Origin of the sequence: Pseudonocardia yunnanensis (assembly GCF_039534065.1) — a bacterium.
Classification (GTDB): Bacteria; Actinomycetota; Actinomycetes; order Mycobacteriales; family Pseudonocardiaceae; genus Pseudonocardia; species Pseudonocardia yunnanensis.
This window is the reverse complement of record NZ_BAAAUS010000010.1, coordinates 3,778-19,269: the sequence shown is the minus strand read 5'-3', so window position 1 is coordinate 19,269 and position 15,492 is coordinate 3,778. Positions and strand designations below refer to the sequence as shown.

The window sequence follows — 15,492 nt, the reverse complement described above, 5'->3', positions numbered from 1 at the left end:
CACCATCTACCACCCTAAAGCGGTAAGCCGGGGCTTGATTCCTCCACTGTACACCCACCGGACACGTACATTTCCCGGGGGGTCCCTGTAGAGGGGGCGGTCAGTGAGCCCTGTTGACCGGGGCCGCTAGGGCCTTCGTTCTGTCCGGTGTCTCGCTGACGAAGAGAAAGTTACGCGATGCCTTCGAGGGCCGTTCAACCGCCCCCCCCCATTTAGGTGTTGACCTGCGCAAACGGCTGCACCCCGTCACGCAGAGTACCGACCCGAACACCAAATGGGCGACGCCTCCGGCCACCCCCTACGCCCGGCGGCACAGACGTCGTGGCGACCGTGCACACGTTCGGACATGTGTGCGGCGGCCACGAGGTGTGTGTGGCGGCCTGTGACTCCGGCTAGGGAGTGTGCGAGTCCCACCAGGCGAGCACTCGTGTCCCGAACAGGGTCAGCCATTTCGACGGCTCCCCCGCCGGCACGTCGACCTCGAACCACACCCGTCCGGGGTGCCGGCGGGCCTGGAGCCAGGTGCCGTCCGGCTGCCGGGCGCCCCGGATCAGCTCGATTGCGTCGGCCATGCGCGGGTCCGGTGTCGCACCGTCGAGCAGTGAAGCCTGGCGGAAGTACTCGGCCGCGTTGAGCACGTTGTAGAACCAGCGGAACGGGTATGCGAAGCCGTCCACCCACGGTGCCACCGGTTCGCCCGTCGAGAGCCGGCGGAAGAGCCCGCGCTGCAGGAGGTACTCCTCGCCCCCGTGCCGGGCAGCGCGCGTGGCGTCCGTGCCTCCGGTCGCGACGTCGTAGGCGAGCAGACCCTTGAGGGAGTTGAGCGTCGAGTGAAACGACGATCGCGTCGAGCCCTCGACCCACTCGCAGTTCCAGCCACCGTCGGGCAGTCGATGCTCGAGGAACCAGTCGACGATGCCGGTGATGTCGGCGCCGAGCCACAGGCCGTTGGAGACCGTCACGGCATTGATGCAGCAGTCGACCTCGCCGCCCCAGTACGGGAGGTTCTCGTACTCCCACCGGCTGTTCTCGGCGAGAAGCTCGGCCGTGCGACGCTCCCGCAGGACAGCGGAATCGAGGCCCCACTCCCGCAACGAGTTGAGTGTCCACGTCGTCGCCGTCCAGGGCTGGCCGGCATCCTCTGCCGCTTCAGGACCGTGAAAGTCGAAGCCGCCGGGGAAGTACGCGCCGCCCGCCCATTGCCCGTCCGGGTCCTGGAAGGCGAGGAGGCGCGCGCCGAAGCCTTCGGTCGCGATCCTTGCGCGCGTTGCTTCCCAGACCTCGGGCGGTTCGCACATGAGGTCGCGCTCGACCTGCCAGCGCAAGGCCGGATCAGAATCGCGGAGCCACGCGATCAGGGCCGGGGTCACCATGGCGTGACATTAGCGGCGTCGATGTCGTGGTCGAGGGCGCGTGGTCATCGCGGAAGCCGGTGACTCCCGGCGCAGATGGCGGCACTGCACCACGCGCTGGAGATGTCGGATCACGAGCGGCGCTTCAACGATCGGCGCGGCCGCGAGCACGCCCAGGCCTTCAACCGTGCGTGGGTCCTCACCGCTCGGACCTCATGACGATCAGCGCGGTCCGAGCTCGCGTGCATCGATGGGCTCACCCCGCCGCTGCGTCCTCCTGGTCATCGGGTGCTCGCTCGGCCGGCCACCCCGACCTGTAGGCGCGGGCGACCGACGTCCGATGCCTGGCGGCCACGACGCCCTTGAGACGGACCGCGGAGAGTTCGTCCGCCTGTCGGCGGCACGTGCAGTCGTTGGGGATCAACCAGCCGCAACGCATGCAGATGTTCATTTCTTGCTCCCTGCGCGGTCAGAAGATCGGAACAGCACGTCCGGACCTGGCTGCATCGGCGCGCCTCCCGATCGCAGCGCTACCCACCATCGCGCGACTTCCTGTGAGTGGCATCACAGCGAGCAGGACAAGCGTCTGGGTGCTGACCGGAACCGTCCGGTACCCGCCGGCCGGTACAACGGAACGCGCCGTGGACGTCCCGTGGCCCCGTGTCCGTCAACGCTGATCTACGTCGGCTCGCCGCGGACAGGTGGGCTGTCACACCGACCTCGACCGGTACCGATGAGTTCCGGGCCTGCCGATGGTCGACATGCTGCACGCCAACCGATCGCCCAGGAGGGCCGACCATGACCGCCGCCATCACCACCCACACCCTCGACGCACCCGGCGCCACGATCACGTATGACGTCCGCGGCGACCTCGGCGACGCCAGACCGTTGCTGCTCATCGGCTCCCCCATGGACGCGACGGGATTCATCACGCTGGCCGGCCACTTCCCCGACCGCCCGGTCGTCACCTACGACCCCCGGGGGACCGGTCGCAGCACTCGCACCGACGGCAACGGCGAGATCACGCCGGGCGATCACGCCGGTGATCTGCGGCGGGTCGTCGAGGCGATCGGCAGCGGGCCGGTCGACGTGCTCGCCAGCAGCGGCGGCGCGGTCAACTCCCTCGCCTGGGTGGCCGAGCACGGCGAGCAGGTACACACGTTGGTCGCCCACGAGCCGCCGCTGGCCACGATGCTGCGTGACCACCAGGCGTTCGCGTCGGTGATCGAGGACATGCACCAGACCTATCAGCGCGACGGGTTGGGGCCGGCGATGGCCAAGTTCATCTTCATCGTCAGTTTCGACGGGGAGTTGCCCGACGGCTTCCGGTTCCCGCCGCTCGACCCCGCGCAGTTCGGTCTGCCGGTCGAGGACGACGGCAGCCGCGACGACGCCCTCCTCGGGCAGAACCTGCGCAACTGCACGGGTTACCAGCCGGACATGGACGCACTGCGGGCCGCCGGCACGCGCATCGTGATGGCCCGCGGCGAGGCCTCCGGCCAGACGATGGCAGCGCGCGGCGCGGACGCGCTCGCCGAGGCGATCGGGGCCGAGCTCGTCCGCTTCCCGGGTGACCACGGAGGGTTCCTGGGCGGCGAGTACGGCATGCGGGGCGAGCCGGACGGCTTCGCCCAGCGGCTGCGCGAGGTGCTCGACGGCTCGTAACGCCACTCCGCCCAGAACCCCACGGTTTGCGGCGCCGGGTCGGCGGATCAGCCCGAAATCGCCGAACTGTCGGCCATCACCACCGCGAACAGGTCGGCGAGCGCAGCAAGGCTCGCGACCTGTAGGTACGCGGCGCGGACTGCGGCACGCTGCAGGCGATCGTCCACTTCGGTGCCACGAACAGTTCTCGATGATCACGGTCTCGCCTCGGCGGGGGTACGACGGCGCCCGGCGTTCGCCCCGATCTCGGCGCGGACGCCGAAAGGCGCGCCCTCGCCGGCATCGTGCTGGATGTGCACCACCGGTGCCGCGGCCGAGCCGGCGCGGTCCAGCAGAAGAGCGCCTGTGTACGTCCTGACGCGCCACATATCCGGTCAAACGCTCCCGTGATCGGGCCGGGCACCTGTCCCGTGATGCGCACCGGCATCGGCGGTGCTGACGGTAGATGGCGCGTGGTGAAGCCGGCGGGTGACGCTGCGATAGTCGCGGGGGCTGACTCCCACGCGAACCGCGAACGCACGCCGCATCGTCTCCGCGGAACCGAAACCGGTGTTGTCGGCGACCTGCAACACGCTGAGATCGGTTTCCTCGAGCAAGGACCGTGCGGCCTCGACCCGCCGCTGGATGATCCACGCGTGGGGCGTCAAGCCCGTGTGGGCACGAAAATGCCGCAGCAGCGTGCGCGTACTGAGGTGCGCGCGTTCCGCAATGCGTTGTAGATCGAGGTGCTCGTGCAGGTGCTCGGTCAGCCAGTCGAGCAGGGATGCGAGCGAGTCATCCGATTTGGCAACGGGCGACGGGCAGGCCGACCGTGCTGGATACCTGTCCTCCGGTGTGCGGATCAGCAGGCGGGCCACGCCGTAGGAGTAGGCGGCACCGAGATCGGAGCGGAGCACGTGAAGGCACAGGTCGACGGCGGCCGGCATGTCGCCTGAGCTCAGAATGTCTCCGTCGTCGACATAGACGGCGTCTTCCACCAGCTCGGTTCGGGGAAACGCTGCGCGGAACGCGTCGGCCAACAGCCAATGCGTGGTCACCCGCCGGCCGTCGAGCAGCCCGGCCTGCCCGAGAACGAACGCTCCGGCACACAGCGAGATCATCCGGGAACCAGACCTCGCGGCGTCGCCGACTGCCTGCAGCACTGCCGGGTTCTGGGCCGTCAGCGGATCTTGCAGGCCGGGTATCACGACGGTGTCCGCCGTCACGATCTCCTCCACCGGCGCCAGATCGCCCACCCCTGAGCCGAGTTCGGCGCTGCCCGTGGTCGACACGTCGCCGCAGAGCACAACGTCGTAAGGCGGATTCGCCTGGCCGCGCAGTTCGGTGAAGGTGGCCTTGCCGAACGCCTGCATCGGGATCGCCAGATCGAGGACGAGCGTGCTGTCCAGGACTACCAGTGCCACCCTGTGCTGTCTCCCAGGGCTTCCACATCCGACGGGCACCCCACTCACGTTCATCAATTCGCTCACTCGAATGCGTCGGTCACCCTGTCCAGCGCGCGGGTTCGCCGGACCTGAAAATCGAGCAGAGCGCCTATTGTCTTCTTCTATGCGAAGCTCTCGGTCGCACACATCCACCTGAGCAACTATGCCTCGCCGCTCCCTCGCGGTTCGCACAGATCACGCCACGAGAACACCAGATGCGGTCAATCTCGCGGCAGGCCGTCCAATCAAACCGATCGCAATGCGCGTGATCGCCACTCAATCCACCCACGAGTGATGGATCGCAGACTGAATACGCTATACGACGACGCGGTCGCGCCCGGCGAGCAGACCGAGAATCCCCTGCGGGACGAACATCGCCAACATCACCAGGAGTGGCACCGTCCATGCTCCCGTGAGGTCGTGCAAGGCTCCCATGGCGAACGGTCCGGTCGCCGCAATGACATATCCGACGGTCTGCGCCATGCTCGACAGCTGCGACGTCTCCGCCGCATCCCGGGAACGCAGCGCCATATACGTTATAGCCAGCGCGAATGCGGCGTTCTGCCCCAGCCCGAGTATGGCGATCGAGATGGCTTCTGCGCCCGGCACTGCAATCACGCCCAGCAACCCCACGGCCGCGACCGCTGCGATCCCGACGGCCAGTAGACGTTGCTTGCGATACCGCATGGCCACGACCGGCACGACCATGTTGCCGACGATTCCTGTGCAACTGGCCAACGACAACATCAGCCCGGCCGTCGCGGTATCGAACCCACGGCCGACGAGCACAGCGGGAAGCCACGACGTGATTGCGTAATAGCTTGCCGACTGCAGCCCCATGAATGCGGTCACTTGCCAGGCCAGACCGCTGCGCCAGAAGCCGCGGACCCGTGCGCCGGCCGTCCCGCCCGATCGGGTCACCACACGGAGAGCGGGGAGCCACCACAGCACCGCCAGTACGGCCAGCAGCCCCCACATCCCGAGCGCGAGGTGCCACTCCAACCCGGCGGCTCTGGCAACCGGCACCGTGACACCGGCTGCAAGGGCGCCGCCCGCGGAGATCGCCATCGTGAACAGGCCCATCATGAGGCCGGTCCGGTGGGCGAAATCGCGCTTGACCAACGAGGGAAGCAACACGTTCCCGAGGGCGATCGCCGCCCCCACCATCGCCGTTCCTACGAACAGGGCCGTCACCGCGTCGATCATGCGTACCGCACATCCGGCACAGAGCAGAACCAGAGCACAGAGCAACGTCCGTTCGAGCCCGATGCGCCGGGACAGTCTCGGGGCAGTCGGAGCGAGCAGGCCGAAGCAGAGCACTGGCAGGGCGGTCAGGAAGCCGGCCGTGGTGCCCGACAGCCCGGCGCTCGTCCGGATCCCGCCCAGAAGGGGGGACACAGCGACCACAGCGGGGCGCAGATTCACCGCAAAGAGCATGACGGCCGCCGCGACCCACAAGACTGGGAGGCGCGTAGCCCGCGGTAATGCACTGGACGTCGTGGACATCGGTGTGATCGGCCCCCGTTGATGTTCTCGCCCGACCTGGCCGTCGTCCTGGTGTTGCGCCCGACCGCGACGCGTTTGCGCCTCATTTGACACAGAAACTCCTTGTCTCTACAGCGGATGCTGCTCAATGCCGATCTCGACGGCGGATCGGCTTGTCGGTCGACCCCATTTCGCGGCCGAGAACGGTCGGCATGGCCGCTTCAACCGACTGCGCGATTCGTCGCTTCGAGCGCTCTGGGGAAGCGGCGCGCGGGGCCACGATCTCCGTCACGGCGCGGGCAACTAGTTCACACAGCCTATCTTGATGGCATACCATTCAGCTGTGATCTGAGCCATGGCGGCGTTGTGACTTCCGGTAGTCAGCGGATGACTTTCAGCTCATTGATCGTTAGTGGTCCCAGGTCGTGAAACGGTGGCTGACCTGTCGGATCAATCCAGTGGTCCGCTCCGCAGATGTGACGGCCTCGGTGGCGCCGATGCTGGAGGAGCCCGGCCATCCGCGATGGCATACCATCTGGTTCCAGCTGCACCCAAGAGCTTCGCGAGCGCGTGCCGCCTCCGCTATCCGGAGGACAATGGCCTCGACACCGGCGCCGAACACGCCTGCCGACAGGCCGAAAGCTCCGAGCAGCTCGCTCGACACGAACAGGCCCGCGCGGACATGGAGGAACTCCTCGTGTCTCGCTGGGGACGGTCGGTAAACTCGCTGGTCAGAGGAGGTGGGCGACGATGACAGTTGACGAGAGTGCTGTTCCGGACGGGGAATCCTCGGCGGCGCGCCGCACGTATGCCGAAATCGTCGAGCGGCTGGCTACGGGCGAGTTCGCTCCCGGCAGCTGGCTCCGAGAGAGGTCGCTCGCCGAAGCAATGGGCGTGAGCCGGACACCTGTTCGTGAGGCGCTGAGCAAGCTGAGCTCGGAGGGCCTGGTCCGCCTGGAGCGGAACCGGGGTGCGCAGGTGGTGGCCTGGTCCCGTGAGCAGATCATCGAGATCTACGGGTTGCGCGCGATCACGGAGGGATACGTCGCCTCGATCGCCGCCCGGAAGATCGACTCGTCCATGCTGGAGAAGCTCGAATCCAACCTCGTCGAGTACGAGAAGGCCATCACCGAGAACGACTCGACGCGGGAGAGGGCGGCCACCCTGAACAACGAGTTCCACTCGCTGGTCCTCGATGCCACCCGCAACGACAGTCTGATCTTCCTGCTCAACGGGGTTTTCGGCCTGCCGCTGGTGCGGCGTACGTACCTGCGCTACACCGAGCGTGACCTCTGGCGCAGCCTCGGACATCACCGCGAGCTCGTCGACGCACTTCGCGAGCACGATGGCGAGACCGCGGAAATGATCATGAAGGTGCACATCAGGACTGCGCAGCGGGCAGTACTGAAGTACGAGCAACTCGTACCCGAGCCACCAGCCACGTAAGCAGGACTCCCACACCGAAGCCGAGCGCCGGCGCCACGGTCCGACGCAGCAACGGCCCGGCGAGCGCGAGCGCATCCAGCTCGGCGGCCGTCGCCGCTGCCGGCCCCGCAGTAGGCACGCTGAGCGCTTCGGCGGCGTCCTGCGTCGGGTCTGCACTGAACAGCGACGCGAGGTTGGCCGCGAACTGGTCGATCAGGCGGGTGGAGATGTCGGCCATCGCGCTGCGGCCGAACTGCGCGATCTTGCCGGTGATCTGCAGGTCCGTGCGGACCTGCACCCTGGTGCCGCCCCCGCCGTCGTCGTGCAGATCAACGGTGATCACCGCGGCGGCCGAGCCCTTGCCGGTCCGCTCCTTGCCCCGCGCGCCGAGCACCATGCGCAACGCAGCGCGATCCAGTTCGCGGAACGCCACGGTGCCGTCGTATCCGACCTTGATCGGGCCGACTTTGACCGACACCGCGCCGGTATAGGTGTCTTCCCCCTGTGACTCGACGGTCGCGCCGGGCAGACACGGCGCGATGCGCTCGACGTCGGTGAGCAGCGTCCACGCATCCGCCGGGGTGGCGGGAACGGTGAACTCATTGACGAGCTCCATTCGGACTCCTTCCAGCGGCCGGTCTCAACCGGCGGTCTCGTTGTCGAGGCCGCTCTCGGTCGCCCGGTGCACCGCGCGGACGATGCCGTTGTAACCGGTGCAGCGGCAGACGTTCCCCGACATCCCGGTGCAGATCTGGTCGCGGGAGAGGCACTCCCTGCGGCGCACCAGGTCGTGCGCGGCGATCACCATTCCCGGTGTGCAGAAGCCGCATTGCAGCGCGCCTTCCTGCGAGAACGCGGCACGCACCCGGTCGGCGTCGGCGTCGGAGAGCCCTTCGATCGTCACCACCTCGGCGTCCTGGCAGGAGGCGGCCAGGGTGAGGCAGGACCGCATGGGCAGGTCGTCCACCCGCACCGTGCAGGCACCGCACACGCCCTGCTCGCAGCCAAGATGGGTGCCGGTCAGGTGCAGGTGGTCGCGCAACAGGTCGGCCAGCGTGGTGCGCGAGGGCACCGTGACCTCCAGCTTCTGGCCGTTGACGGTGAGCTGGACGGTGACGTGATCGTTGTCAGGCATGAGAGGCCTCTCGTTCAGCGGCCCGCAGCGCGCGGAGAGTGGCCACCGCGTGCAGCTGCCGGGAATGTCCTTCGCTGCCGGTGTCCGCACCGACGGCGTCGACAAGGTCGGCGACGGTGGTCTCGGGCGCGGGACGGTCCGCGATCACGGTCTCGGTGTGCCGCAGCCGCACGGGGGTGTCACGCGCGGCTCCCAGCCACAACTCGTCGCCGTCCGGCCGGCGAAGTGCCACGGCCAGCGACTCGGCGAACTCCCCGGGCTTCCTGGCCATCTTGTACATCCCCCATGTGGTGTCCGGGGAAAGTCGCGGAACCTCGACGGCGACGATCAGCTCGTCCACGTCGAGGGTGGTGGAGAAGAACCCGATCAACAGCTCGCGCACCGGGATCCGCCGCTGCCCTCGCGTCGACACCGCGAGCACCGCGGCGTCCAGAGCGGACATGACCGTGGGCCACTCGGCGCTGGAGTCGGAGTGCGCCAGGCTGCCACCGACGGTCCCCCGGGTCCGGACCGCCCGGTAGCCGATCCCGGCGGCAGCATGCGGAAGCAGGCCGTCCGTCACATCGGGTACCAGCTGGTCCTCGACCATCATGTGCGTGGTGGCGGATCCGTAGCGGGCGCCCGCGTCGTCCACCGCGGGTGTCCGCAGCTCGGCGATCCCGGTGATGTCGACCAGATGCGAAGGTTCGGCCAGTCGCATGTTCATGATCGGCAGCAGGCTCTGGCCACCGGCCAGGACCTTCGCGTCCTCGAGGGCGTGCAGCAGCTGGACCGCCTCGGCCACGGAGGCCGGCCGGTGATAGGTGAAGGGCGCCGGCTTCATCAGGCTGCCTCCTCCACGTCCGGCTTGCGCGCGCTCTCCAGCGCCGCCCACACCCGGGCCGGCGTCATCGGTGTCTCGTTGACGAGCGCACCGAACTCGCGCAGCGCATCGGTGACCGCGTTGGCGATCGCGGCCGGCGGGGCGATCGCGCCGCCTTCTCCCGCGCCCTTCATGCCGAAGACGGTGTACGGCGACGGCGTCTCGAGGTGCTCGATCTTGATCTCCGGTACTTCGGTGGCACCGGGAAGCAGGTAGTCCAGGAAGCTGGTGGACTTCGGTTGCCCGTCGGCGTCGTAGACGAGCTCCTCCAGCAGCGCGGTGCCGATGCCCTGGGCGATCCCGCCGATGAGCTGGCCGTCGACCACCTGCGGGTTCACGACGGTGCCGCAGTCCTCGACGATCGCGTAGTCGAGCAGGGTCACATCGCCGGTGTCCAGGTCGACGTCGACCACCACCGCGTGCGTGGCGTAGGTGAACGCGCCGGTCTGCACCTCGGACCGGTAGAAGTAGGTGACCTCCAGGCCCGCGTCCACCCCGGGCACGTGGTCGGGCGTGAACAGGAACTCCTTGGCGAGATTCGCGTAAGGGATCGAGCGGCCGCGGGCGTGCACAGCGCCGTCGCGGAGCTCGAGACTGCCGACCTCTTCGCTGAGCAGCACGGCGGCGATGCGTTTCACCTTGGCCGCGAGCTCGGATGCGGCGCCATAGGTGGCACCGCCGGCCATGACCATCGACCGGGAGGCGAACGTGCCGTCGCCGCGTGGGGTGAGGGCGGTGTCGCCGTGCAGCACGGTGATCCGGGCCGGATCGATGTCGAACACCTCGCTGACGACCTGCGCCAACGTCGTCTCGAGGCTCTGACCGTGGCTCTTGATGCCGACGGACAGGGTGAACGTCCCGGTGGCGTCCATCTCCAGCCGCGCGCTCTCGGTGCCGATCGTGACCGCCAGGCCTCGCGACGCCCACTCGATACAGCCGTGGGCGGTCTGCTCGGTGAACGACCCGAAGCCGATGCCGATGCGGTGGCCGGCGTCGCGTGGAACGTCACGCTGACGCGCCCGCCAGGCGTCGTGGCCGATCAGTGCGGCGGCCCGGTGGAGCGCCTCGGCGTAGTTGCCGCTGTCGTAGACCTTGTTCGTCACCGACGTGTAGGGCATCTCGGCCGGGGTGACCATGTTGCGCTCGCGGATGACGTGGGGCTCGATGCCCAGCTCGTACGCGAGGTCGTCAAGGGTGCGCTCGATGGCGAAGCACGCACCCGGCCGCGCCACTCCGCGATACGGGCCGGACGGGGTCTTGTTGCTGGCCACGCTCCGGGTGCGGAACCGGTAGTTCCGCAGGCGATAGGGGCCGGGGATCATGGCGGAAGCCATCGTCGCGTCCATCGTCGCGGTCCACGGGTGCACCGAGTAGGCGCCACTGTCCACCACGATCTCGGCGTCGACACCCAGCAGCGTGCCGTCCTCGGCTGCATGTGCCGTGACCCGATAGAAATGGTCACGAGCCTGCGTGGAAGCCACCATCCCCTCCCAGCGGTCCTCGACCCAGCGGATCGGGTGGTCCAGCTGCAGAGCGATCGCAGCGAGCGTGATCTCCTCGGGATAGACCGAGCACTTCGAACCGAAGCCACCACCCATGTCGGGCGCGATCACCCGCACCCGCCGGCTCTCCACCCCCAACTGGAGGGCGATCATGTCCCGGATCATGTGGGGCGTCTGGGTCGAGGACCACACGGTGAGCTGGTCGGCCGCGCGGTCGTAGTAGGCCGCCACGCCACGGGTCTCCAGCGGCACGACGGCCTGCCGGTTCATCGTGTACTCGCGGGTGATCGACACATGAGCCGCCTCGGCCGCACCGTCCACGTCACCGAAGTCGCCTGACGTCGAAGCGAAGACGTTGTCCGGCCAGTCGTCGTGCACGAGAGACCGCCCGGCCAGCGCGGTGCGGAAGTCTGCGACGGCGGGCAGCGGCTCGACGTCGACGAGCACCGCGGCCGCCAGGTCCTCGGCTTCGGCCCGCGTGGCGGCGATCGCCAGCGCGATCGGCTCGCCCACGTAGCGCACCTTGTCCACCGCGAGGTTCGGCAACGGCGCCGTGCGGAATCCGGGCAGTGTGGAGGTCGCGGTCAGCGGCTCGGCGATCTCCGCGAGCTCGGCGGCGGTCCAGACCGCGGTGCCGGCACCGTCGGGCGGGGTGACCGACACCAGGCGTCCGTGCGCCGTCTGGCTGCGGACGAAAGCGACCTCACACAGCCCGGGCAACCGCAGATCCGCGACGAACGAGCCCCGCCCGGCCAGGTGCCGCGCATCCTCGCGCCGGGGCTCACGGGCGCCGACTCCATGGCGGCGCCTTGTGGTGGGTTCCATCAACTCTTCTCCCTCATCCCGGCCGGCCATCCCGGTCACGGGTGCGGTCCTGTCGGCCGGTGTCTCGGTCCCTCCTCGATTGCAGTTGCTCGATTGTATGCCATCCTTCAATGGCGCACGGCTTTCGATCAGCACCGGTCGACCACTCTCCGGCGCGTGGGTGATCTCCGCCGTGTCGCTACCGATCGCCATACATGCAGGTCAGCGTCGATTTTGCTGATCTGCCGGGTCGGCAGGCGTGCGACAGCTTTCGGACGGGCAGATTTTCTCTACGCGCCAGTTGCGGCGACGTCTGCCACTTACACTCGGCATGGATTCGCATGTGGCATACCATCTGGCGCTGGCCTCGCGCGACACTGATGCGTACTGCCGATCTCTGTCGCGCGTCGTCGTCGTCGACCCGACGGGTTCGGCGAGCTCGTCGAGCGCGAGGCACTGCCTGCCGGGTGCGTGGGGTCACCCGGAGAATCCAGTGCCTCGTGCTCGATGTCCCCCGCGAGGTCGTGCATGGCGGGAACCGGTCCGGGCGATTCCGGCCGGTCGGCCCCCCGGGCTCGGGCAGGTCACCGTGCGCGGTCGCGGAGCCTCGTGGGCGAGAGGTGACGACGCGAGAGCGAGCGCGATCCAGGTGATCGGCCGGCCGTTGTCGAGGAGGCGACCGCGGAGGTCGACTCTGCCGACCACGGGCGCGGGTTCTGCGGGATCGTCACCCGCACGACCGTGCCCAGCCCGGGGCGGGAGTCGATCTCCAGCGTGCCTGCACTGTCCCGCGCGACCTGCTGCACCAACTGCAGGCCGATGTGACCGTGCCGGCGTGCCCGGCTCGGGTCGAACCCCGACCCGTCGTCGGCCACGGTCAGCTCGATCGATCCCTTGTCCCCGGACGCGATCCTGATCCGCACCGAGCCGGCGCCGGCGTGCCGCACGGCGTTACGGAGCAGCTCACCGGCGATCCGGTGGACGAGTACGGCGGCCGCTTCGGAGGGACGGAGACCTTCGGGCACCTCGATGGTCACTGTCGGCACGCCGCGGGCTCCGGCTGACGACGAACTGTCGAGCTGGTCGACCAGGTCACGCAGGGCACCGCCCAGGTCGTCGGCGACGGAACACGCCGGGACCAGCTCGTCGAGCAGCCCCCGTAAGCGCCGGACGTCCGCGGCGACGAGGCCCTGGGCGCGGCCGATCAGCTCCCACGGCGCCTCGCCGCCCGTGCGAAGCCCCTCGGCGCGGATCGCCTCCAGCAGCAGGCTCGCCCCGGCGAGGTCGGGGATGACGCCGTCGTGCAGGCGCTGAGCCAGGTCTCTGCGGGCGAGCTCGGCGGCGGCCAGCCCGTAGTCCCGGACGGCCCGCTGTTCCGCGCGGTCCCGTTCCATCCGGCGCGCGAGCGCGATGGACAACGGGACCGTGGCCAGCGCGACAAGCACGAGCCCCGTCAGCACCAGCGGCACGAGCTCCGCGACCGCGTACCTGGTCGTCTCGCCGACCGCGACCGGCACGTAGACCTCGAGCCGGGTGGGCGTGCCGCCCGCGTCCCGGAATCCGAAGTAGACCTCGAACCGATCGCCGGGCAGGCTCCGCTCGTAGGTGTGCTCCGGGTCGTCCGGGACCTCTTGGACGACGACCTCGTCGCGATCCAGCCGTGCGGCGAGCTCCGGGCGGAGGGAGCCGGTGTGGCCTTCGATTCGCTGCTCGTCCGAGAACACGATCCGGGCGGTGCCGCCGTCGACGGTGAAGACCTTGACCCGCTCGATCATCCCGGAACTCAGGAAGGGTGCCAGGTCCGCCAACAGGTCGTCGCGAACGAACTCGCCGGGTTGCCCGAGGTGCCGCTTCGACAACGGGACCAGGACCGCAGAGGCGATCTGCCGCCCCACCTTCTCGGCCGTACGGCGGGCCTCGTCCTCGGCGAAACGCAGGACACCGAAGGCTGTGATGCCGGACAGCACCAGAGCGACGATAAGCGTGATCAGCAGATGACGGAGAAGGGTTCGGCGCAGCACCAGCCCGGCCATCAGAACCGCGATCCGAGCGTGATGAGGCCGAGGCGCTCGGCCGAGACCACGGCGTCGAGCTGGCTGTGCACCCCGAGCTTCGCCATGACGGCCTTGATGTGGTCGCGCGTGGTGTGCACCGAGATGCCGAGCGCCGCGGCGATCCGGGTGGCATCGCGGCCCTGGCCGAGCTCGCGGAGCACGTCGTACTCCCGGTGTGTCAGCTCGATGCGCTCCGCGGGCCCGCGGACGTGTGCCTCGACCACCGGCCGGTCCGCGTCGGCGGTGCGCAGGGCCTGCAGGATGCGGGGCAGAGCGGCGTCCTTGCCCAGGAAGGCGACCGCACCCGCTGCGATGGAGCGCTCGGCGAGGTCCGCGCGGGGGTGAGCGGTGAGCACCACGATCCGGGAGGCCGGACGCAGCTCGCGCAGCCTGGGGATCACGTCCAGCCCACCCCCATCGGGCAGCTGCAGGTCCACCACGGCGACGTCGAACTCCACCGCGGCTGCCTTGACCAGGCCCTCGTGCACGGTATGGGCGACAGCGACACATCGGAGATCCGGCTGCAGGCCGAGGCTGAGCTCGAGCAGATCCGTGAACACCCGGTGGTCGTCGAGCAGGAGGACCGAGGTTCGGCTCGGCAGAATCTCGGTCGGGGCCGTCACCCCCCAATTCTAGGGAGGCAATCCTCAGTTGTTGAAGCCTAACCTTCCTTCGAACCGCCGACGGACGTCGACACCCGGGGCGGCACCCCCGTTCGCCCCCCGTAGAAGGAGCCCCGTGCGCCCCGCAAGACGTCACCTTCTCACCGCTGCAGCCACCGCGGCAGTGCTATGGCTCGCCGCCTGCGGTGGCGGCGGCGGTGAGTCCGCCGCCGCCCCGGCGAGCGCCGCGCCCGCCGCCTCCGACACCACGCTGGTGCTCTACAACGCCCAGCACGAGGAGGTCGGCCAGGCCTGGGCCGACGCGTTCAAGGCCAAGACCGGGATCACGGTCGAGCTCCGCAACGGCAGCGACTTCGACCTCGCGAACCAGATCGTGGCCGAGGGCGCGGCCTCGCCCGCCGACGTCTTCATCACCGAGAACTCGCCTGCGATGTCCCTCGTCTCGAGCAAGGACCTGTTCGCCCCGGTCGACCCGGCGACGAAGGCGCAGGTCCCGGCGCAGTACTCGTCGAGCAAGGGCGACTGGGTCGGCGTCGCCGCCCGATCGACCGTGTTCGTCTACAACTCCACCACGCTGACCGACGCCCAGCTCCCGAAGTCGATCATGGATCTCGCGAAGCCGGAGTGGAAGGGCAAGTTCGGCATCGCGCCGGCAGGCGCCGACTTCCAGGCCATCGTCAGCGCCGTCTACCTCACCCAGGGCGACGCCGCCGGCGCCGCCTGGCTGCAGGGCCTCAAGGACAACGCCAAGATCTACCGCGGCAACAGCACGATCATGCAGGCCGCCAACACCGGTGAGGTGCCCGGCGGGGTGATCTACCACTACTACTGGTACGGCGACCAGGCCGACGGCGGCGCGAACAGCGCGGCCACCAAGCTCGAGTTCTTCGGCAACCAGGATCCCGGCGCATTCCTGAGCGTCTCCGGCGGCGGAGTGCTGAAGTCCAGCAAGCACGCGGCAGAGGCCCAGCAGTTCCTCGCGTTCATGAGCGGCGCCGAGGGCCAGAAGATCCTCTCCGACGGCAACGCGCTGGAGTACAGCGTCGGCGCCGACGTCGCGCCGAACCCGAAGCTGAAGCCGATCGCGGAACTGCAGGCCCCCGCCGTCGACCTCAACGCGCTGAACGGTCCGAAGATCGTTGCGGAGATGCAGCGGGTCGG

12 protein-coding genes are annotated in these 15,492 nt (G+C 68.9%); 3 read left to right on the top strand and 9 right to left on the bottom strand.

Annotated elements, in window-relative coordinates; genetic code table 11:
• Window positions 1-392: 392 nt before the first annotated feature.
• Window positions 393-1,373: a squalene cyclase gene (locus ABD743_RS13265; RefSeq protein WP_344722246.1), complete on the bottom strand. Its 981-nt coding sequence runs from the start codon at window positions 1,371-1,373 to the stop codon at window positions 393-395.
• A 777-nt stretch (window positions 1,374-2,150) separates the two neighbouring features.
• Here ABD743_RS13265 and ABD743_RS13260 point away from each other — a divergent pair.
• Window positions 2,151-3,017, top strand: a complete 867-nt coding sequence (locus ABD743_RS13260; protein ID WP_344722244.1) for an alpha/beta fold hydrolase — start codon at window positions 2,151-2,153, stop codon at window positions 3,015-3,017.
• A gap of 374 nt (window positions 3,018-3,391) precedes the next feature.
• Here the strand turns inward: ABD743_RS13260 and ABD743_RS13255 are convergent, their stop codons facing one another.
• Together ABD743_RS13255 and ABD743_RS13250 are read right to left on the bottom strand one after the other, a co-directional pair.
• On the bottom strand, window positions 3,392-4,369 hold the full coding sequence (locus tag ABD743_RS13255; RefSeq protein ID WP_344722242.1) for a GlxA family transcriptional regulator: 978 nt from the start codon (window positions 4,367-4,369) through the stop codon (window positions 3,392-3,394).
• A 387-nt stretch (window positions 4,370-4,756) separates the two neighbouring features.
• A complete protein-coding gene (locus ABD743_RS13250) occupies window positions 4,757-5,947 on the bottom strand; it encodes a CynX/NimT family MFS transporter (protein ID WP_379659287.1) in 1,191 nt (396 codons plus the stop codon).
• Window positions 5,948-6,676: 729 nt separating this feature from the next.
• Between ABD743_RS13250 and ABD743_RS13245 the strand changes: the two genes are divergently transcribed.
• Window positions 6,677-7,372 carry a GntR family transcriptional regulator gene (locus ABD743_RS13245; RefSeq protein ID WP_344722239.1) on the top strand — a complete coding sequence of 232 codons (696 nt, stop codon included), beginning with the start codon at window positions 6,677-6,679 and terminating at the stop codon, window positions 7,370-7,372.
• Here the strand turns inward: ABD743_RS13245 and ABD743_RS13240 are convergent.
• From ABD743_RS13240 to ABD743_RS13215, 6 genes are all read right to left on the bottom strand, one after another.
• Entirely contained in the window at window positions 7,308-7,967 is a 660-nt protein-coding gene (locus ABD743_RS13240; RefSeq protein ID WP_344722237.1) for an SRPBCC family protein, read from the bottom strand. The two genes, ABD743_RS13245 and ABD743_RS13240, sit on opposite strands and share 65 nt — an antisense overlap.
• A 24-nt stretch (window positions 7,968-7,991) precedes the next feature.
• Window positions 7,992-8,486: a (2Fe-2S)-binding protein gene (locus tag ABD743_RS13235; RefSeq protein WP_344722235.1), complete on the bottom strand. Its 495-nt coding sequence runs from the start codon at window positions 8,484-8,486 to the stop codon at window positions 7,992-7,994.
• Window positions 8,479-9,309 carry an FAD binding domain-containing protein gene (locus tag ABD743_RS13230; RefSeq protein ID WP_344722233.1) on the bottom strand — a complete coding sequence of 277 codons (831 nt, stop codon included), beginning with the start codon at window positions 9,307-9,309 and terminating at the stop codon, window positions 8,479-8,481. The genes ABD743_RS13235 and ABD743_RS13230 overlap by 8 nt, the downstream gene beginning before the upstream one ends.
• Window positions 9,309-11,675: a xanthine dehydrogenase family protein molybdopterin-binding subunit gene (locus ABD743_RS13225; RefSeq protein WP_344722231.1), complete on the bottom strand. Its 2,367-nt coding sequence runs from the start codon at window positions 11,673-11,675 to the stop codon at window positions 9,309-9,311. Before ABD743_RS13225 ends, ABD743_RS13230 begins: the two co-directional genes overlap by 1 nt.
• Before the next feature lie 563 nt (window positions 11,676-12,238).
• Window positions 12,239-13,687 carry a sensor histidine kinase gene (locus ABD743_RS13220; RefSeq protein WP_344722229.1) on the bottom strand — a complete coding sequence of 483 codons (1,449 nt, stop codon included), beginning with the start codon at window positions 13,685-13,687 and terminating at the stop codon, window positions 12,239-12,241.
• Entirely contained in the window at window positions 13,687-14,331 is a 645-nt protein-coding gene (locus ABD743_RS13215; protein ID WP_344722227.1) for a response regulator, read from the bottom strand. Before ABD743_RS13215 ends, ABD743_RS13220 begins: the two co-directional genes overlap by 1 nt.
• Window positions 14,332-14,446: 115 nt before the next feature.
• Between ABD743_RS13215 and ABD743_RS13210 the strand changes: the two genes are divergently transcribed.
• Window positions 14,447-15,492: iron ABC transporter substrate-binding protein (locus ABD743_RS13210; protein WP_344722225.1), on the top strand; the 1,046-nt coding region annotated here is incomplete at its 3' end.